The organism is Enterobacter sp. KBR-315C3_2022 (assembly GCF_041399425.1).
In the GTDB taxonomy this organism is placed as follows: domain Bacteria; phylum Pseudomonadota; class Gammaproteobacteria; order Enterobacterales; family Enterobacteriaceae; genus Enterobacter.
Window position 1 is genome coordinate 1 of record NZ_JBGKEB010000009.1, and the last position, 18,457, is coordinate 18,457.

Consider the following 18,457-nt stretch of genomic DNA (forward strand, 5'->3'; position numbering starts at 1 on the left):
CATCTGAAAGGAATGAGGGAAAATGTAAAATCCTTCATTTTGCCGGAAAAAAGAAAGCACCGAAGATACGATCGTTCGGTGCTTTATGTTCCGCCTAAATATCCGTTCAGCTTTAAGCTACGTGAAGCTTAAGTGAACGGCATTACTGCATTTGCAGGGCGTTTTGCGTTGCGTCTTACATCGACTGGGCGTTTGTTACGTGATGCCGCGTCACGTCAACCGGCATCCCGGAGCGGGCCGCCATTACGCGCTCCATCACCTCGCCGTCCGTTTTCGCGTTCGTTTTAAAGCTCACCATCGTGGCGTTCAGGGTAATCGGCAGCGTCTGCGGATCGTCATTAATGTTCTTCGACAGAGGCTGATGCACCTCGACCAGCCGCACGCCGCCCGGCTCCTCAGAGACCTTAATCGGCGTATTGATGATGTTGACCTTCGTGCCCGGCGTAATCACCTTGTAGAGCGTTTTAATATCGTCATCGCGCAGTCGAATACAGCCGGAGCTGACGCGCATGCCGATGCCAAAGTCCGCGTTCGTTCCGTGCAGCAGATACACGCCGCCGTAGGCCGCCAGGCGGATCGCATGGTGGCCCATCGGGTTGTCAGGACCGGCAGGCACCACGGCAGGCAGATCTATTCCCTGGGCCTTATAGCGCGCGCGGATGTTGGCGGTTGGCGTCCACGTCGGGTTTGCCCGCTTGTCCGAAACCGTCGTGACCATCGTTGGCGTCAGCGTATCGCCACCAAGCTGTCCGATCCCGATAGGGTAGACGGTGACCTCATTCTTACCCGGCGGATAGTAGTAGAGGCGCAGCTCGGCGAGGTTAATCACCAGCCCCTCGCGCGGCGCGTCCGGCAGGAGGGTCTGAAGCGGAATGGTCAGCACGCTTCCCGCGCGCGGAACGTAGGGGTCCACGCCGGGGTTAGCCTGCAGCAGGGCGAGAAAGCCGACGTTGTACTTTTTGGCGATCGCCTCGAGGGAACCACCGTTATTTTCCACCACGTGAAAGCGGTTTTGCCCGACGACCTTGCTGCCGGCGGGCGGGAGTGGCCAGGTATTTGCGCGGGCCGGAAGCGCAACGGCAACCGCTGCGGCCAGCGCAAAGAAGGTGACCCAGCGGGTAAAGCGCGTAGAGGTTATCATCACCATAATCCATATATATAGTAAGGTTATTGTTATATAACGAGTTAACGATAATTATGGTGAATGAATGTGTCGGGAAACCCAGGAGGATTGCAAAGAGTTGTAAAGAGTTCCCCCGCCAGCCTGCGCTCGCGGGGGAGGGGTGATTACGCGATCGCGTTCTCTTCCAGCTGGCGCATAAAGCCGCGCACCCACTCCATGCGGGTTTTGCGTTCAGCCAGCTCCTGCGTAAACTTCAGGCGCGTGGGGCCATCAAGGCGGAAGTGTTGCGGCTGTTTTTGCAGCAGGCCGATAAGCCACGCCGGATTCACGTGGTTTTTCTCGGCGAACTCAATCACGCCGCCTTTTTCATTGCCTTCCAGCTTGCGAATGCCCAGCTTCTGCGCCTGCTGGCGAAGCCTGGCGATATCCAGCAGGTTGCGCGCCGGATCGGGCAGCAGGCCAAAGCGGTCGATCAGCTCCACCTTGATCTCCTCCAGCTCGCCTTCGCTTTTCGCGCTGGCAATACGCTTATAGAAGGAGAGGCGCGTATTCACGTCCGGAATAAAATCGTCCGGCAGCAGGGACGGCATGCGCAGCTCAACGTCGGTTTGCTGGCTGGTGAGATCCTCCAGCGAGGGCTCGCGGCCTTCCTTCAGCGCGTCGACGGCGTTCTCCAGCAGCTCCATGTACAGCGAGAAGCCGATGGTTTCCATCGAGCCGCTCTGGTCTTCACCCAGCAGCTCGCCCGCGCCGCGGATCTCCAGGTCGTGGGTCGCCAGCGCAAAGCCTGCACCCAGATCTTCCAGCGAGGCGATGGCTTCCAGACGCTTTTGCGCGTCGGTGGTCATCGCTTTCGGATGCGGCGTCAGCAGCCAGGCGTAAGCCTGATGGTGCGAACGTCCGACGCGCCCGCGCAGCTGGTGAAGCTGGGCCAGGCCGAAGTGGTCCGCACGCTCGATGATAATGGTGTTGGCGGTGGGGATGTCGATCCCGGTCTCGATGATGGTCGTGCACACCAGCACGTTAAAGCGCTGGTGGTGGAAGTCGTTCATCACCCGCTCAAGCTCGCGCTCGCGCATCTGTCCGTGGCCGATAGCCACGCGCGCTTCCGGCACCAGCTCGGCTAGCCGGTCGGCCGCTTTCTGGATATTTTCCACGTCGTTGTAGAGGTAGTAAACCTGGCCGCCGCGCAGCACCTCGCGCAGGATCGCCTCGCGCACCACCAGGTTGTCGTACTCGCGGACGAAGGTTTTCACCGCCAGACGGCGCGCGGGCGGCGTGGCGATGATCGACAGGTCGCGCATGCCGCTCATCGCCATGTTCAGCGTGCGCGGGATTGGGGTGGCGGTCAGGGTCAGAATGTCGACGTCGGCGCGCATCGCCTTAATGCGCTCCTTGTGGCGAACCCCGAAGCGGTGCTCTTCATCGACGATGAGCAGGCCTAAATCCTTCCACTTCACGTCGCTTTGCAGCAGCTTGTGGGTGCCGATCAGAATGTCGATCTTGCCCTCGCTGGCCTGCTCCAGAATCTGCGTCTGCTCTTTGGCGCTGCGAAAACGCGACAGCATCTCGATGCGCACCGGCCAGTTGGCGAAGCGATCGCGGAAGTTGTCAAAGTGCTGCTGGGCGAGCAGAGTGGTCGGCACCAGCACCGCCACCTGCTTGTTGTTCTCGACCGCAAGGAAGGCGGCGCGCATCGCTACTTCGGTTTTGCCGAAGCCCACGTCGCCGCAGACCAGCCTGTCCATCGCCAGCGGCTGGCACATGTCGCTCAGCACGGCGTTGATCGCCTGGGCCTGATCCGGCGTGGTTTCGAACGGGAAGCTGTCGCAGAACAGCTGATACTGTTCTTTATCATGCTTAAAGGCGAAGCCCTCTTTGGCCGCGCGCTGGGCGTAGATGTCCAGCAGCTCGGCGGCCACGTCGCGCACCTTTTCGGCCGCCTTCTGACGCGCGCGCGCCCAGGCGTCTCCGCCCAGCTTGTGCAGCGGAGCATTGTCCTCCGCGCCGCCCGCGTAGCGGCTGATCAGGTGCAGGGACGACACCGGCACGTACAGCTTCGCGTCGTTGGCGTAGGTCAGCATCAGGTATTCGCCCTTGATGCCGCCAGCCTCCAGCGTCGTCATTCCCTGATAGCGCCCCACGCCGTGTTCGAGGTGAACGATCGGCTGGCCGGGGTGCAGCTCCGCGAGGTTGCGGATCAGCGTATCCGGGTTGATGGTGCGGCGGCTGTCCTGACGGCGGCGCGCCACGCGCTCCCCGAGCAGGTCGCTTTCGCAAATCAGCGCCAGGTTATTCAGCGTATCGATAAACCCGTGCTCGGCGGCGCCGATCATCAGGAACCGTCCGTTTCCGCTGGCTTCGCTCAGGCGATGGATGCGTTTCGGTAAAACTTTAATCCGCCCCAGCAGCTCGCCAAGGGCCTCGCGGCGGCCTTCGCTCTCAACCGAGAACACCACCGGCCCGGTGAAGGATTCGAGGAATTTTCGCAGGTTATCGAGCGGTGATTTCTGCTGCGCCTGCACGGAGAGATCCGGCAGCGTCTGGAAGCCCAGATTGGTGTTCGCCGCTTTGTCCGCCAGAACGTCGGTTTTGAGCTGCATGCGCGGCCAGCGCTTGAGCTCGGAATTGAGCTCGTCGGTGCGCAGCCAGAGCGCCTCCGGCGGCAGAAGCGGGCGCATCGGGTCGACGCCGCGGTTTTCAAAGCGCGCGCGCGTCTCGCTCTCAAAGCGGCTGGCGCTGGCGTCGATATCGCCAGTGTTCACAATCAGCGTATTCGCCGGGAAGTAGCTGAACAGCGGCGGCAGCGGCTCGCTGAAGAACAGCGGCTGCCAGTACTCAATCCCCGCAGGCAGCGTGCCTTTGCTCACCTGCTGATAGATATGCTCCGCGTCGCGCTTAACGTCGAACCTGTCGCGCCACTGGCTGCGGAACAGCTCGATGGCGGTTTTGTCGGTGGGAAACTCGTGAGCGGGCAGCAGGTTGATCGCATCCACCTCATCGAGCGTGCGCTGGGTATCGGCGTCAAACACGCGCAGGCTGTCGATTTCGTCATCGAAGAAGTCCAGGCGGTAAGGCTGATCGCTGCCCATCGGGTAGAGATCCAGCAGCGCGCCGCGCGTGGCGTATTCGCCGTGCTCCATTACCTGATCGACGTGACGATATCCGGCGCTGTCGAGCTGCGCGCGCAGGGCGTCGCGGGACAGGCGCTGGCCCTTTTTCATCACCAGCGCATGGCCGTGCAAATAGCTGTGCGGGCAGACCCGCTGCATCAGCGTGTTGACCGGCACGATCAATACGCCGCGCTGCATCGTCGGCAGCTGGTACAGGGTCGACAGGCGTGAGGAGATGATCTCCTGATGCGGCGAGAAGCTGTCGTACGGCAGCGTTTCCCAGTCGGCGAGGCTGAACACCAGGCTGTCGGTAAACTGGCGGATTTCGTCGTGCAGGCGCAGGGCGCTTTGCATATCCGGGGCAACCAGAACGACCGGGCCGGGGTGTCGTTCCGCGATTTCAGCCACCAGCGTGGCGCAGGCGGCGCCCGTGAGTTCACCGAGCTGGCGCTGATCGCCCGCTTTGACGGGCAAGGAATATCGAGAGTGTTCAGGCATGTCTTTATCAGAGTCTCTTATGGATATACCTACAGTATTGGGGCATATCACTGATACGCAATGTCTTTATTATCCTCGATCGTTTTACATTAGCAAACCGTAACCGCACGACGGGTAAAATCGCCCCGAACGCGGGGCGACGAGAGGGTTAACGCGCGGCAGGAGCCGGGGCGAGGCGAGCCGGTGGAGAGAAGAAAACGTCGCCAAAGAGCGCGGTAGAGGCCTTACGGGCACCGAGGCCGACCAGCGTACAGATCAGCAGGCTGGCGAACGGATAGAACAAAATCAGGGCGAGCTCGGCCCAAATCGGCCAGGTCGCGGCGTTCATTTCGCCGATCAGGAACAGGCTAAAGGCCTCAATCAGGATGCGGTGGGTGGTGTAGATCGCAATGGTGTTTGACCCGACAACGTTCAGCAGGTTGTTGGGATGAACGGCGTAGCGCTGTTCGACGCTGTAGAACGCTTTCATGATCAGCAGGATCGACAGCAGCGAAAGCAGCAGCGGCACGTTCGCGAACCACAGCACCACCGACGCCGCGCCGAACGCGCCAACGGGCAGCCACGCGCGGCGTAGCGTCAGCCCCTTCATCCACGCCATCAGCTCCGCGCCGTACCACGCGCCCAGGCTGTAGTAAATGATGTTACGCACCACGCTGTTCATGCCCCACCACGGCAGCGGCAGGAAGTTAATCGCCACGCTCGCCAGCGCGAACAGGCAAAGTACCGGCAGCTTCCAGCGGCTCAACACCTTGCACAGCGTGAAGTAGATCACCAGCGCGTACAAATACCAAAGGCTGGTGCTGGCGGTGAGCATGCCGCGAATAAACCCGGCAAACGAATTGGCGTAGGCGGCGTTGGAGGCGGTGGCCAGCTCCCGCTCCGGCGCCAGCCAGGCGTTGAGATGGGTCAGCGTCTGCCACTGCAGCACGCCCCACAGCGCCAGCACCCAGACGATGCTCCAGATGCGTTTGTCGAGGCTTCCGCGCCAGTCCACCTCGTCAATATAGCGGCGGATTAAATACCCAGAGATAAAGAAAAAGACCGGCATGCGAAACGGCGCGAGGTAAAGATTGAAATAGACCCAGCACTTGGCGAGCAGGCCCGAGTATGGATGCTGTAGCCCTTCAAGATGCGGGTAAAAGGTGATGACCGAGTGGTAAATCACCACCAGGCAGATGCACAATCCTTTTATCTGGTTAATCCATAATGCTTTTTGTTTCATCGGGAACCGATACCTGTTTTGCCATAAATAGGCGGTTATCCTGGGTGAACGGGGAGGGGAAGTAATCGGTAAGAGTCTGTATCGGGACGATTTTCGGAAAAGGTGGAGGCCTCAGAGCGCTTGTCAGGCAATTAGCACTATGATTTATCTGAATTTTTTGGAAAAATGATTACCGAAGCTTACGGTTTCAGTCATTTACGCTTCGCGGATTCGCTTATATACTCGTGGGTCTGCTACCAGCAAACAGACGGATTTCATGTACCAACCTGTCGCACTTTTCATAGGCTTACGCTACATGCGTGGGCGCGCCGCGGACCGCTTCGGTCGCTTTGTCTCCTGGCTTTCTACCATTGGCATTACGCTTGGCGTGATGGCGCTGGTGACGGTGCTTTCCGTCATGAACGGCTTCGAGCGCGAGCTGCAAAATAACATTCTGGGGCTGATGCCGCAGGCGGTTCTCTCCTCCTCAACCGGTTCCGTTAACCCGCAACAGCTGCCCGAAAGCGCGGCGAAGCTGCAGGGCGTTACGCGCGTTGCGCCGCTGACGACCGGTGATGTGGTGCTGCAAAGCGCCCGCAGCGTGGCGGTGGGCGTGATGCTGGGCATCGACCCGGCGCAAAATGACCCGCTGACGCCGTACCTGGTCAACGTGAAGCAAACCGACCTCGAAGCAGGCAAATACAACGTCATACTGGGCGAGCAGCTTGCCGGGCAGCTGGGCGTCAACCGCGGCGATCAGCTGCGCGTGATGGTGCCGTCTGCGAGCCAGTTTACGCCGATGGGACGCCTGCCGAGTCAGCGCCTGTTTAACGTGGTGGGCACCTTTGCGGCCAACAGCGAAGTCGACGGTTACCAGATGCTGGTCAACATACAGGACGCCTCGCGCCTGATGCGCTACCCGGCGGGCAACATCACCGGCTGGCGGCTGTGGCTTGACGCGCCGCTGAAGGTGGACACGCTCAGCCAGCAGAAATTGCCGGAAGGGACAAAATGGCAGGACTGGCGCGACCGCAAGGGCGAGCTGTTCCAGGCCGTGCGCATGGAAAAGAACATGATGGGGCTGCTGCTGAGCCTGATCGTCGCCGTGGCCGCGTTCAACATCATTACCTCGCTGGGGCTGATGGTGATGGAGAAGCAGGGCGAAGTGGCGATTCTGCAAACCCAGGGGCTGACGCCGCGCCAGATCATGGCGGTCTTTATGGTGCAGGGGGCCAGCGCGGGAATTATTGGCGCGCTGCTCGGCGCCGTGCTGGGGGCACTGCTCGCCAGCCAGCTCAACAATTTAATGCCGATTATCGGCGCGCTGCTCGACGGCGCGGCGCTGCCGGTGGCCATTGAGCCGCTGCAGGTGGTCGGTATTGCGCTGGCTGCGATGGCCATTGCGCTGCTTTCAACGCTTTATCCTTCCTGGCGCGCTGCCGCCACCCAACCCGCTGAGGCTTTACGTTATGAATAAGATCCTGCTGCAATGCGACAACCTGTCCAAACGCTATCAGGAAGGCGCGGTGCAGACCGACGTGCTGCACAACGTGAGCTTTAGCGTGGGGGAAGGCGAGATGATGGCGATTGTCGGCAGCTCCGGCTCCGGCAAAAGTACGCTGCTGCACCTGCTCGGCGGGCTGGATACGCCGACTGAAGGCGACGTGATTTTTTCCGGCCAGCCGCTGAGCAAAATGTCTTCAACCGCGAAAGCGGAGCTGCGCAACCGCGAGCTGGGCTTTATCTATCAGTTCCACCACCTGCTGCCGGACTTTACGGCGCTGGAAAACGTGGCAATGCCGCTGCTGATCGGCAAAAAGAAACCGGCAGAAATTAACGCCCGCGCCAGCGATATGCTGAAAGCGGTCGGGCTGGGGCACCGTGGAAACCACCGCCCGTCCGAACTGTCCGGCGGCGAGCGCCAGCGCGTGGCGATTGCGCGCGCGCTGGTCAACAACCCGCGCCTGGTGCTGGCGGATGAACCGACCGGAAACCTCGACGCCCGCAACGCGGACAGCATCTTCCAGCTGCTGGGCGAGCTAAACGCGTCTCAGGGCACCGCGTTTCTGGTGGTGACCCACGATCTGCAGCTGGCGAAACGAATGGGTCGCCAGCTTGAGATGCGCGACGGTCATCTGAACGCCGAGCTAACCCTGATGGGGGCCGAGTAATGGCTTCACCGTTATCGCTACTCATCGGCTTACGCTTTAGCCGCGGTCGCCGCCGCGGCGGCATGGTATCGCTGATCTCCGTGATTTCTACCGTTGGCATCGCGCTGGGCGTGGCGGTGCTGATCGTTGGGCTTAGCGCCATGAACGGCTTTGAGCGCGAGCTGAACAACCGCATCCTGGCCGTGGTCCCGCACGGCGAGATCGAACCGGTTAACCAGCCGTGGACCAACTGGAGCGACGCGCTCGCAAAAGTGGAGAAAGTCCCGGGCGTTGCGGCGGCGGCACCGTACATTAACTTTACCGGCCTGGTGGAAAGCGGCGTTAACCTGCGCGCCATTCAGGTGAAAGGGGTGAATCCGGTCCAGGAAGCGCGCCTGAGCGCGCTGCCGCAGTACGTGCAGAACGGCGCGTGGGCAAACTTTAAGGCCGGCGAGCAGCAGATCATCATGGGCAAAGGCGTGGCCGATGCGCTGAGGGTGAAGCAGGGCGACTGGGTCTCGATCATGATCCCGAACGCCAGCGCCGACCACAAGCTGCAGCAGCCCAAGCGTGTGCGCCTGCACGTCACCGGCATTCTTCAGCTGAGCGGCCAGCTTGACCATAGCTTTGCAATGGTGCCGATGGAAGACGCGCGCCAGTATCTGGACATGGGCGAGAGCGTGACGGGCATTGCCATTAAGGTGAACGACGTCTTCAACGCCAACAAGCTGGTGCGCGATGCGGGCAGCGTGACCAATAGCTATGTCTACATCAAAAGCTGGATCGGCACCTACGGCTATATGTACCGCGATATCCAGATGATCCGCGCCATCATGTATCTGGCGATGGTGCTGGTGATCGGCGTGGCCTGTTTTAACATCGTTTCAACGCTGGTGATGGCGGTGAAGGACAAGAGCGGCGACATCGCCGTGCTGCGCACCCTGGGGGCCAAAGACGGCCTCATTCGCACCATCTTCGTCTGGTACGGCCTGCTGGCAGGGCTGTTCGGCAGCCTCTGCGGCGTGGTCATCGGGGTGGTGGTTTCGCTCCAGCTGACGCCGATCATCAACGGCATTGAGAAGCTTATCGGTCACCAGTTCCTGTCGGGTGATATCTATTTTATTGATTTCCTGCCGTCCGAGCTGCACTGGCTGGACGTCATTTACGTGCTGGTAACGGCACTTTTGCTAAGTCTGCTGGCAAGCTGGTACCCGGCGCGTCGCGCAAGCCGAATCGACCCGGCGAGGGTGCTAAGTGGCCAGTAATTACGTCATGATTTAGCGGTCTTTCGGCCGCTGGATCAAGCAGAGGAATGCATCATGTATTACGGATTTGATATTGGCGGCACCAAAATCGCGCTGGGCGTGTTTGATAAAGACCTCAAGCTGCAGTGGGAAACGCGCGTTCCCACACCCCGCGAAAGCTACGACGCGTTTTTAACCGCGATTGCCGCGCTGGTGGCGCAGGCCGATGAACGCTTTGGCGTGAAGGGCAGCGTCGGGATCGGCATCCCGGGCATGCCTGAAACCGATGACGGCACGCTGTACGCCGCCAACGTCCCCGCGGCCAGCGGTAAACCGCTGCGCACCGATCTCTCTGCTCTCCTTGAACGCGACGTGCGTTTAGATAACGATGCCAACTGTTTTGCCCTCTCGGAAGCGTGGGACGATGAATTTCGCGCCTATCCGCTGGTGATGGGGCTGATCCTCGGCACCGGCGTGGGCGGCGGCATCGTCATTAACGGCAAACCGATCACCGGGCGAAGCTACATTACGGGCGAGTTTGGCCATATTCGCCTGCCCGTTGACGCGCTGGAGGTCGTGGGGCGTGATTTTCCACTGACGCGCTGCGGCTGTGGACAGCACGGCTGCATTGAGAATTACCTCTCCGGGCGCGGGTTTGCATGGCTTTACGAACACTTCTATCATCAGAAACTTGAGGCCCCGCAGATCATTACCCTGTGGGAGCAAGGGGATGCGCAGGCGCGCGAGCACGTTGAACGCTATCTCGACCTGCTGGCGGTATGCCTGGGCAATATCCTGACGATTGTCGATCCTGACCTGCTGGTGATTGGGGGCGGGCTGTCAAACTTTAGTGCGATTACGGAACAGCTGTCGGGGCGACTGCCGCGACATTTATTGCCGGTCGCCCGCGTGCCGCGCATTGAACGCGCGCGTCACGGGGACGCAGGAGGCATGCGCGGAGCCGCATTCCTTCATCTTACCGATTAAGTTAACGAGGTTGCTATGCTGTCGCGTCGCCAGGGTCGACTCAGCCGTTTTCGCAAAAACAAACGCCGCCTGCGCGAACGCCTGCGCCAGCGGATATTTTTCAGAGACAGGATGATGCCAGAAGCGATGGATAAACCCAGAGTGGTGGTATTGACCGGGGCGGGGATCTCCGCCGAATCCGGTATTCGTACCTTCAGGGCGGCCGACGGCCTGTGGGAAGAGCACCGCGTTGAAGACGTGGCGACGCCGGAAGGCTTCGCCCGCGACCCGGATCTGGTGCAGGCGTTTTATAACGCGCGCCGACGCCAGCTTCAGCAACCGGAGATTGCGCCGAACGCGGCGCATCTTGCGCTGGCGAGGCTCGAAGAGGCGCTGGGCGATCGTTTTCTGCTGGTGACGCAGAATATCGATAACCTGCACGAAAGGGCAGGCAACAAGAACATCATCCACATGCACGGCGAGCTGCTGAAGGTGCGTTGCGACTGGAGCGGTCAGGTGCTTGACTGGAAGGACGACGTGCTGCCGGAAGACAAATGCCACTGCTGCCAGTTCCCGGCGCGGCTGCGCCCGCACGTGGTCTGGTTCGGTGAAATGCCGCTGGGGATGGATGAGATTTACAGCGCGCTGGCCATGGCGGACGTCTTTATCGCGATTGGCACTTCCGGGCACGTTTACCCGGCCGCGGGATTTGTTCACGAAGCGAAGCTGCAGGGTGCCCATACGGTGGAGCTTAATCTCGAGCCAAGCCAGGTGGGAAGCGAGTTTGAAGAGAAGCACTATGGGCTGGCGAGCGAAGTGGTGCCGGAATTTGTGGACAAGCTGCTGAAAGGGCTTTAAGGATATCTCTCACCCCTCACCCTAACCCTCTCCCCATAGGGGAGAGGGAATAGTATGGAGCCGTCTTTCCTCTCGCTCCAGAAAGGGCACGGACCGGTCTTTTCCCCCTCGCCCCTGTGGGGAGAGGGCCGGGGTGAGGGGCCTGACTTACATTATCGACCCGCTTTCAGCTTCTGGTAGTACTCTTCATACAGGCGGCTCGCATCGCCCACGTCGTTCTGCCATTCACCTTTGCTGATGGTCTCCGCATCCGGATACAGCGACTTATCGTTGGCCACTTCCGGGCTGAGCAGCTTACGCGCCGCCAGGTTTGGCGTAGGGTAGCCGATCGTTTCCGCGACCTGTTTCGCCACGTCCGGGCGCAGCAGGAAGTTGATCAGCTTCAGCGCGCCGTCGACGTTTTTGGCGTTAGACGGGATCGCAAGGCTGTCCATCCAGAAAATCCCGCCTTCCTTCGGCCAGACGATCTCCAGCGGCGTTCCCGCTTCACGCGCCACGAACGCCGAACCGTTCCACACCATGCCCAGATTCACCTCGCCTTCCATGTACGGGTTCGCCGGGTTATCCGAGTTAAACGCCGCCACGTTTGGCATCAGTTTTTTCAGCTCGTTGTATGCCGCCTCAATCTCTTTCGGATCGGTCGTGTTGCCGGAAAGCCCCAGCTTGCGCAGCGCGACCTGGAACACTTCGCGCGCGTCGTCGGTCAGCAGCAGGCTGCTCTTGTACTCCGGCTTCCACAGGTCGGCCCAGCTGGTTACGCTCTTCGGATCGATGGCTTCGCTGTTGACGCCAATCGCCGTCGCGCCCCAGATGTACGGAATGGAGTAGTCATTGCTCGGGTCAAACGGCTTGTTGAGCATCTGCGGATCGAGGTTTGAAAAATTCGTTAGCTTCGTTTTGTCGATCTTCTGGATCATGCCCTCTTTGCGCATCTTGTCGACGAAGTAGGTCGAGGGCACCACCAGATCGTACGCGCCGTCTTTGTAGGTTTTGAGCTTGGCGTACATGGTTTCATTCGACTCATAGGTCGAATAGATGACCTTGATCCCCGTCTCCCTGGTGAACTGCTCCAGCAGGCCCGGTGGAACGTACTCGGTCCAGTTGTAGAAATAGAGCGTTTTACCGTCGTCAGCGTGCGCTGCACCCATACCGAGCACCAGCGCCGCGGCGGCAAGCATTTTTTTCATGACATTGTCCCCTGAGATTTTGTTTTATCACGCGCAATAACCTGGCTGGCAATCACCAGCACCAGCGATAACACCAGCAGAATCGTCGCCAGCGCGTTCACCTCGGGTGAAACGCCGACCTTTACCATGGAGTAAATCTTCAACGGCAAAATTTCATAGCTTGGCCCGGTCACGAAGGAGGAGACAACCACGTCGTCCATCGACAGGGTAAAGCTTAGCAGCCAGCCCGCCGCCACGGCGGGCATTGCCAGCGGCAGGATGATTTTGCGCAGAATGGTCATCTCGCTGGCGCCGAGATCCTTCGCGGCCTCCAGCATGCGGACGTCGAAGCCCTTCAGGCGGGCATACACGGTGACGACCACAAACGGCAGGCAGAAGGTGATGTGTGAGAACAGCAGCGACCAGAAGCCCAGCTGCACGCCCAGCAGCATAAACAGCACCAGCAGCGAAATGGCCATCACGATGTCCGGCGACATCATCACCACAAACAGCATGCCGCTGACGAACGGCTTGCCGCGAAAGCGGTAGCGATAAAGCGCTACGGCAGTCAGCGAACCAATCAGCGTGGCGAAGGTGGCCGAGACGATCGCCATCGTCAGCGAGTGCTGCGCGGCCTGCAGCAGGCTGTCGTTGTTCATCAGCAGGCTGTACCATTTGGTGGTAAACCCCTGCCAGTTGATCCCAAAGCGCGAGCTGTTAAAAGAATTCACGATCAAAATGATAATCGGAATATACAGATAGGCGTAAATGGCGGTCATAAAACCGCCGCGAAGCAGTCGACCGATCATTCGAGTTCCACCTTCTTGTTCAGCAGGCGCGACGCGCGCCAGTAAATCAGCAGCATCAGCCCCATCACCACCGTCAGCGTAATGCTGGTGGCGGAGCCAAACGGCCAGTCGCGGATGTTGAGGAACTGGCTTTTGATCACGTTACCGATAAGCAGGTTCTTCGCACCGCCCATCAGGTCCGAAACGTAGAACAGCCCCATCGCGGGCAGCATCACCAGCAGGCAGCCCGCGACGATGCCCGGCATGGTAAGCGGAATGATGATGCGGATAAAGGTTTGCAGCCTGCTGGCGCCCAGATCTTTCGCCGCTTCCAGCAGCGGTTTATCGAGCTTCTCGATGCTGGAGTAAAGCGGCATCACCATAAACGGCAGCAGGATATAGACCAGGCCAATAATAACCGCGCTCGGGGTAAACATGATGCGCATCGGCGTATCAATCACCCCCAGCCACAGCAGAAACTCGTTGAGATAGCCCTTGGTGCTGAGGAAAATTTTCAGCCCGTAGATGCGGATCAGCGAGTTGGTCCAGAACGGGACGATCAGCAGGAACAGCAGCAGCGGGCGCACCTTGTGCGGCAGGCGCGCGAGGAACCAGGCGAAGGGATAGCCCAGCGCCAGACAGGCGAGGGTGGCGATCAGCGCCATATTCAGCGAGTGCAGCAGCACGTCGAAATAGAGCGGATCGAGCAGGCGCGCGTAGTTATCCAGCGTGAAGACCAGCTTGACGAAGCTAACATCATCGCGGGTCAGGAAGCTGGTGCCAACGATCATCAGGTTGGGTAAAAAGACGAACAGCACAAGCCAACCGACGATCGTGGCAATCACCACATTCTGGAATTTACTTGTGTTCTTCATCAGCCAGCACAACCTCCCAGCTTTCTACCCAGTTAATCACCATTTTCTGGTCGAGCGAGTGGTCAAAGTCCGGGTCGTCCTCGTTAAAGAACTCGCTGACCATCACCATCTTGCCGTTTTCCAGCTCAACCACCGATTCCAGGGTCATGCCCTTGTAGTTACGCTCGCGTATATAGCCGATTAAGCCTTCCGCTTCGCTCTGGTCGTGAATTTCATCAACGCGTAAATCTTCCGGGCGCAGCAGCACGTTGAGGCGTTGTCCCGGTTCGACGGCAAAATTAACGTAAATGTTGCACTCGCGGCCCTCAACGCTGGCGCGGACACGCTGCGCGTCCAGGCGCTCAATCACCGTCGCGCTGAAGATATTGATCTCGCCAATGAAGCTGGCGACAAACAGGTTTTTCGGCTCTTCGTAGATTTCGCGCGGCGTGCCGTCCTGCTCGATTTTGCCGTCGCGCATCACCACGATGCGGTCGGACATGGTCAGCGCCTCTTCCTGGTCGTGGGTGACGAAGACGAAGGTGATGCCAAGCTTGCGCTGCAGCGCCTTCAGCTCGTTTTGCATCTGCTTGCGCAGCTTGTAGTCCAGCGCGGAGAGGGACTCGTCCAGCAGGAGCAGGCGAGGCTTATTCACCACGGCGCGGGCAATGGCGACGCGCTGCTGCTGGCCGCCGGAAAGCTGGTGCGGCTTACGCTGGGCAAACTCCTCAAGCTGAACCATCCGCAGCGCGTCGGTCACGCGCGGGGCGATCTCGCTCGCGGGCGTTTTTTGCATGCGCAGGCCAAACGCCACGTTCTCAAACACGGTCATGTGCGGAAACAGGGCGTAGCTCTGGAAAACGGTATTCACGTGACGCGCTTCGGCGGGAACCTGGGTTATCTCCTGGTTCTCAAGATGGATGTGCCCGCTATCGACGCTTTCAAGCCCGGCGATAAGGCGCAGAACGGTTGTCTTGCCGCAGCCGGAAGGGCCTAGCAGCGTGAGAAACTCACCGTCGTTGATGGTGAGGCTGAGGTCGGAAATCACCTCTTTGCCATCGAAATTCTTACGGATTCGTTCCAGTTGCACCAGCGGTGAAAGGGAACGGGGTTGTGTATTCAATTTTTGCACTGTCCCATATAGACGCCCCGGACCGCAGACCGAAGCGGGGTTTGTGTGTAACCACCTTGGTGACTCTTAAAGAGGGCGGACATTCTACGGCAATCCCCCACGCTCGCCAATCCTTGTGACTGATTCATAAGCTACATTTATTAACGAATGACGACATAAACGGAAAATATTCTCGTTTGCGGGATAAAAGTGACCTGACGCAATATTTGCGTTTTCATGCTTAATGATAATGTTGTCACAAAAAGTGAGGGTGACTGCATGGATAAATTACTTGAACGTTTTTTACAGTACGTTTCGCTGGATACCCAATCTAAGCCGGGTGTCCGACAGGTGCCGAGCACCGAAGGCCAGTGGAAGTTATTGAATCTTCTTAAAGAGCAGCTCGATGCAATGGGGCTGGTCAACGTCACGCTCAGCGAGAAAGGTACTGTGATGGGCACGCTGCCGGCTAACGTTGAGGGGAATATTCCGGCGATTGGCTTTATCTCGCATGTTGATACCTCACCTGATTTTAGCGGTAAACACGTTAATCCGCAGATCGTTGAAAACTACCGCGGCGGCGACATCGCGCTGGGCATCGGCGATGAGGTGCTCTCGCCGGTGATGTTCCCGGTGCTGCATCAGCTGCTGGGCCAGACGCTGATTACCACCGACGGCAAAACGCTGCTGGGCGCCGATGATAAAGCCGGGATCGCGGAAATCATGACCGCGCTGGCGGTGCTGAAAGGCAAAAACATTCCCCACGGTGATATTCGCGTGGCGTTTACGCCGGACGAAGAGGTGGGTAAAGGGGCGAAACACTTTGACGTTGAAGCCTTCAACGCGCAGTGGGCCTATACCGTTGACGGCGGCGGCGTGGGCGAACTGGAGTTTGAAAACTTCAACGCGGCGTCGATTACCATCAAAATCGTCGGCAATAACGTTCATCCAGGCTCTGCAAAAGGCGTGATGGTGAACGCGCTGTCGCTGGCCGCACGCATCCACGCCGAGGTTCCTGCCGAAGAGAGCCCTGAGCAGACGGAAGGCTATGAGGGCTTCTACCACTTGACCAGCATTAAGGGCACCGTGGACAGCGCGCAGATGCACTACATCGTCCGCGACTTTGACCGCAAGGCCTTTGAGGCGCGCAAGCGCAAGATGATGGAAATTGCCAAAAAGGTCGGCAAGGGGCTGCACCCGGACTGCTACATTGAGCTGATCATCGAAGACAGCTACTACAACATGCGCGAGAAGGTGATGGAACATCCGCACATTCTCGACATTGCGCAGCAGGCGATGCGTGACTGCGATATCGAGCCGGAGCTTAAGCCAATCCGCGGCGGCACCGACGGTTCCCAGCTCTCGTTTATGGGATTGCCGTGCCCGAACCTGTTCACCGGCGGATACAACTACCACGGCAAGCACGAGTTCGTAACGCTCGAAGGCATGGAGAAAGCGGTGAAGGTGATTGTGCGGATCGCGGAGCTGACCGCTAAACGCTAAAAAATGCCCGGTGGCGCTGCGCTTACCGGGCCTACGATCCGAATGTAGGCCGGGTAAGGCGAAGCCGCCACCCGGCAGCATGAAACGGAGTTCATGTGTCAAACTATCGTCGTTATTACGTTCCCGGCGGTACGTGGTTTTTCACCGTCAATCTGCAAAATCGCCAGAGTGATTTGCTTACCCGCCATATCGACAGCCTGCGTTCCGCCACCTCAACGGTTAAGCGCTCAAAACCTTTCATCATCAATGCCTGGGTCATCCTTCCTGAACACATGCACTGCATCTGGACGCTTCCGGAAGGCGACAGCGATTATTCCGCTCGCTGGCGCGACATCAAAAAAACATTTAGCCGCAACATCGACATGCGCCATATCTGGCAGCCGCGCTTCTGGGAGCATACCATCCGTAACGAAGAGGACTACCGTCGGCATATGGATTATGTCTATATCAACCCGCTGAAACATGGCTATGCCAGTAAGGTCAGCGACTGGCCGTTTTCAACATTTCATCGGGACGTACGGGAAGGCTTATATCCGGTGGACTGGGCCGGAGAGGTTGAGGATTTTGCGGCGGGGGAGCGGAGGTAAAAAAAGCCGGGTGGCGGCTGTGCCTTACCCGGCCTACGTTCGGATTGAATGCCCGGTAAGCGAAGCGCCACCGGGCACTAAAGCGACTTAGTCCTCAAAGAACCAATACCCGCTGTTCACCAGCGCGGCCAGCATGGCGAGGAAGGACGGATCTTCCAGCGCGTCGCCGAAGGTCTCTGCGGTTAACACCATCTGGCTGGCGATCGCCTCCAGCGCGGGACGATGCGGGGAGTCCAGCTTCTCGCCGTTAACGAACACCTCTTCGCCAATACGCAGCACGCGCAGACCGCCCAGACGCGCGAGCTTGTCGCCCTGCTGTAGCGCATCATAAATCTCGTCGGCCTGATACGGCGGCTCGGGCGGCGCGACGTCCAGCTCGTGGCGGGACTGGCTGATAAACTCACCAAACCACTGCTTAAACTGTTCCGGCTCGTTGATCAGGTCCAGCATCATGCCGCGCAGCTTGTCCAGCTCCTGCGGCAGGATATCGGCCGGATGCTCACGCGCCGGCACGTCCGGATCGCTGTAGCGATAGCTGCCCAGCTCGCGCTGGAGAACGTAGTCCGCAAAGCCGCTGATCATTTCGCGGCCGCTTGGCGCGCGGAAGCCGACCGAGTAGTTCAGGGAGTTTTCCAGCGAATACCCCTCGTGCGGGAATCCTGGCGGAATGTAGAGGATATCGCCCGGCTCCAGCTCTTCGTCGATAATGCCTTCAAACGGATCGACCTGAAGAAGGTCAGGGTGCGGACAATGCTGCTTCATCGGCACCTTCTCGCCAACGCGCCAGCGGCGGCGGCCCGTGCCCTGAATGATAAAGACGTCGTACTGGTCCAGATGCGGGCCCACGCCACCGCCGGGTACGGAGAAGGAGATCATCAGATCGTCCATTCGCCAGTCGGGCAGGGCGCGGAACGGACGCATCAGGGCTGCGGTCGGCTCGTGCCAGTGGTTAACCGCCTGAACCAGCAGCGACCAGTTGTTCTCACCGAGATGATCGTAGCTTTCAAACGGGCCGTGGCTGACCTGCCATTTTCCGTCCTGGTGGCTGACCAGGCGGCTGTCTACCTCGCTTTCCATCGCCAGACCGGCGAGTTCGTCAGGGGAGAGGGGATCGACAAAATTGCTGAACCCGCGTTTCAGAACGACCGGGCGTTTTTGCCAGTAACGTTCGATAAAATCGGGCCAGTTAAGCGTTAAGTGATAATCCATATTTATTATTCCGCAGGCTCTTACTGAGTCGGATTATAACGGAAGCGCAGGCCCCTGGGGGCGAGAACCTCGTATTTTTCGCATGA

15 protein-coding genes are annotated in these 18,457 nt (G+C 59.2%); 7 read left to right on the forward strand and 8 right to left on the reverse strand.

All coding sequences use genetic code 11. The features are described from left to right. Window positions 1-175: 175 nt before the first annotated feature. The 3 genes from AB8804_RS11250 to AB8804_RS11260 all read right to left on the reverse strand — a co-directional run bounded on the left by AB8804_RS11250 (window position 176) and on the right by AB8804_RS11260 (window position 5,956). Entirely contained in the window at window positions 176-1,141 is a 966-nt protein-coding gene (locus AB8804_RS11250) for a L,D-transpeptidase family protein (RefSeq protein WP_371186045.1), read from the reverse strand. A 146-nt stretch (window positions 1,142-1,287) separates the two neighbouring features. Then, window positions 1,288-4,734, reverse strand: coding sequence for a transcription-repair coupling factor (gene mfd, locus AB8804_RS11255; protein WP_371186047.1), 3,447 nt, complete (start codon window positions 4,732-4,734; stop codon window positions 1,288-1,290). A 148-nt stretch (window positions 4,735-4,882) separates the two neighbouring features. Beyond that, window positions 4,883-5,956 carry an acyltransferase family protein gene (locus AB8804_RS11260; RefSeq protein WP_371186050.1) on the reverse strand — a complete coding sequence of 358 codons (1,074 nt, stop codon included), beginning with the start codon at window positions 5,954-5,956 and terminating at the stop codon, window positions 4,883-4,885. Window positions 5,957-6,212: 256 nt separating this feature from the next. On the opposite strand from AB8804_RS11260, the gene lolC reads away from it, so the two are divergent. The 5 genes from lolC to cobB are packed head-to-tail and all read left to right on the forward strand — an operon-like array spanning window position 6,213 to window position 11,153. Beyond that, entirely contained in the window at window positions 6,213-7,412 is a 1,200-nt protein-coding gene (gene lolC, locus AB8804_RS11265; RefSeq protein ID WP_371186052.1) for a lipoprotein-releasing ABC transporter permease subunit LolC, read from the forward strand. Continuing rightward, complete coding sequence (lolD, locus tag AB8804_RS11270; RefSeq protein ID WP_371186055.1) at window positions 7,405-8,106, forward strand: lipoprotein-releasing ABC transporter ATP-binding protein LolD; 702 nt, start codon at window positions 7,405-7,407, stop codon at window positions 8,104-8,106. The genes lolC and lolD overlap by 8 nt, the downstream gene beginning before the upstream one ends. Continuing rightward, window positions 8,106-9,350 carry a lipoprotein-releasing ABC transporter permease subunit LolE gene (gene lolE / locus AB8804_RS11275; RefSeq protein WP_371186057.1) on the forward strand — a complete coding sequence of 415 codons (1,245 nt, stop codon included), beginning with the start codon at window positions 8,106-8,108 and terminating at the stop codon, window positions 9,348-9,350. Before lolD ends, lolE begins: the two co-directional genes overlap by 1 nt. Before the next feature lie 54 nt (window positions 9,351-9,404). Then, window positions 9,405-10,316, forward strand: coding sequence for an N-acetylglucosamine kinase (gene nagK, locus AB8804_RS11280; protein WP_371186059.1), 912 nt, complete (start codon window positions 9,405-9,407; stop codon window positions 10,314-10,316). Between the two features lie 15 nt (window positions 10,317-10,331). Next, complete coding sequence (gene cobB, locus AB8804_RS11285; RefSeq protein WP_371186062.1) at window positions 10,332-11,153, forward strand: Sir2 family NAD+-dependent deacetylase; 822 nt, start codon at window positions 10,332-10,334, stop codon at window positions 11,151-11,153. 152 nt (window positions 11,154-11,305) lie between these two features. Here the strand turns inward: cobB and potD are convergent, their stop codons facing one another. Genes potD through potA form a run of 4 tightly spaced genes read right to left on the reverse strand, consistent with a single transcriptional unit; the run spans window position 11,306 to window position 15,084 of the window. Then, window positions 11,306-12,340, reverse strand: a complete 1,035-nt coding sequence (gene potD, locus AB8804_RS11290; protein ID WP_371186064.1) for a spermidine/putrescine ABC transporter substrate-binding protein PotD — start codon at window positions 12,338-12,340, stop codon at window positions 11,306-11,308. Next, window positions 12,337-13,128: a spermidine/putrescine ABC transporter permease PotC gene (potC, locus tag AB8804_RS11295; protein ID WP_371186066.1), complete on the reverse strand. Its 792-nt coding sequence runs from the start codon at window positions 13,126-13,128 to the stop codon at window positions 12,337-12,339. Before potC ends, potD begins: the two co-directional genes overlap by 4 nt. Then, window positions 13,125-13,982, reverse strand: coding sequence for a spermidine/putrescine ABC transporter permease PotB (potB, locus tag AB8804_RS11300; RefSeq protein WP_371186068.1), 858 nt, complete (start codon window positions 13,980-13,982; stop codon window positions 13,125-13,127). The genes potC and potB overlap by 4 nt, the downstream gene beginning before the upstream one ends. Further along, window positions 13,966-15,084, reverse strand: coding sequence for a spermidine/putrescine ABC transporter ATP-binding protein PotA (potA, locus tag AB8804_RS11305; protein ID WP_371186070.1), 1,119 nt, complete (start codon window positions 15,082-15,084; stop codon window positions 13,966-13,968). Before potA ends, potB begins: the two co-directional genes overlap by 17 nt. 267 nt (window positions 15,085-15,351) lie before the next feature. Between potA and pepT the strand changes: the two genes are divergently transcribed. Both pepT and AB8804_RS11315 read left to right on the forward strand, forming a co-directional pair. Next, window positions 15,352-16,575 (forward strand): peptidase T, encoded by a 1,224-nt coding sequence (gene pepT, locus AB8804_RS11310; RefSeq protein WP_371186072.1) that lies wholly within the window; start codon window positions 15,352-15,354, stop codon window positions 16,573-16,575. Window positions 16,576-16,670: 95 nt separating this feature from the next. After that, window positions 16,671-17,162, forward strand: a complete 492-nt coding sequence (locus AB8804_RS11315) for a transposase (protein WP_371186074.1) — start codon at window positions 16,671-16,673, stop codon at window positions 17,160-17,162. A gap of 87 nt (window positions 17,163-17,249) precedes the next feature. On the opposite strand, the gene AB8804_RS11320 is transcribed toward AB8804_RS11315, so the two are convergent. Then, complete coding sequence (locus tag AB8804_RS11320) at window positions 17,250-18,371, reverse strand: JmjC domain-containing protein (protein WP_371186076.1); 1,122 nt, start codon at window positions 18,369-18,371, stop codon at window positions 17,250-17,252. Window positions 18,372-18,457 lie beyond the last annotated feature (86 nt).

Coding starts and splice junctions, on each gene's coding strand:
- lolE (WP_371186057.1), top strand. CDS start 8,106: ATGGCTTCACCGTTATCGCTACTCATCGGCTTACGCTTTAGCCGCGGT.
- pepT (WP_371186072.1), top strand. CDS start 15,352: ATGGATAAATTACTTGAACGTTTTTTACAGTACGTTTCGCTGGATACC.
- potB (WP_371186068.1), bottom strand. CDS start 13,982: ATGAAGAACACAAGTAAATTCCAGAATGTGGTGATTGCCACGATCGTC.
- AB8804_RS11250 (WP_371186045.1), bottom strand. CDS start 1,141: ATGATAACCTCTACGCGCTTTACCCGCTGGGTCACCTTCTTTGCGCTG.
- AB8804_RS11320 (WP_371186076.1), bottom strand. CDS start 18,371: ATGGATTATCACTTAACGCTTAACTGGCCCGATTTTATCGAACGTTAC.
- potC (WP_371186066.1), bottom strand. CDS start 13,128: ATGATCGGTCGACTGCTTCGCGGCGGTTTTATGACCGCCATTTACGCC.
- mfd (WP_371186047.1), bottom strand. CDS start 4,734: ATGCCTGAACACTCTCGATATTCCTTGCCCGTCAAAGCGGGCGATCAG.
- lolD (WP_371186055.1), top strand. CDS start 7,405: ATGAATAAGATCCTGCTGCAATGCGACAACCTGTCCAAACGCTATCAG.
- cobB (WP_371186062.1), top strand. CDS start 10,332: ATGCTGTCGCGTCGCCAGGGTCGACTCAGCCGTTTTCGCAAAAACAAA.
- lolC (WP_371186052.1), top strand. CDS start 6,213: ATGTACCAACCTGTCGCACTTTTCATAGGCTTACGCTACATGCGTGGG.
- AB8804_RS11260 (WP_371186050.1), bottom strand. CDS start 5,956: ATGAAACAAAAAGCATTATGGATTAACCAGATAAAAGGATTGTGCATC.
- potD (WP_371186064.1), bottom strand. CDS start 12,340: ATGAAAAAAATGCTTGCCGCCGCGGCGCTGGTGCTCGGTATGGGTGCA.
- nagK (WP_371186059.1), top strand. CDS start 9,405: ATGTATTACGGATTTGATATTGGCGGCACCAAAATCGCGCTGGGCGTG.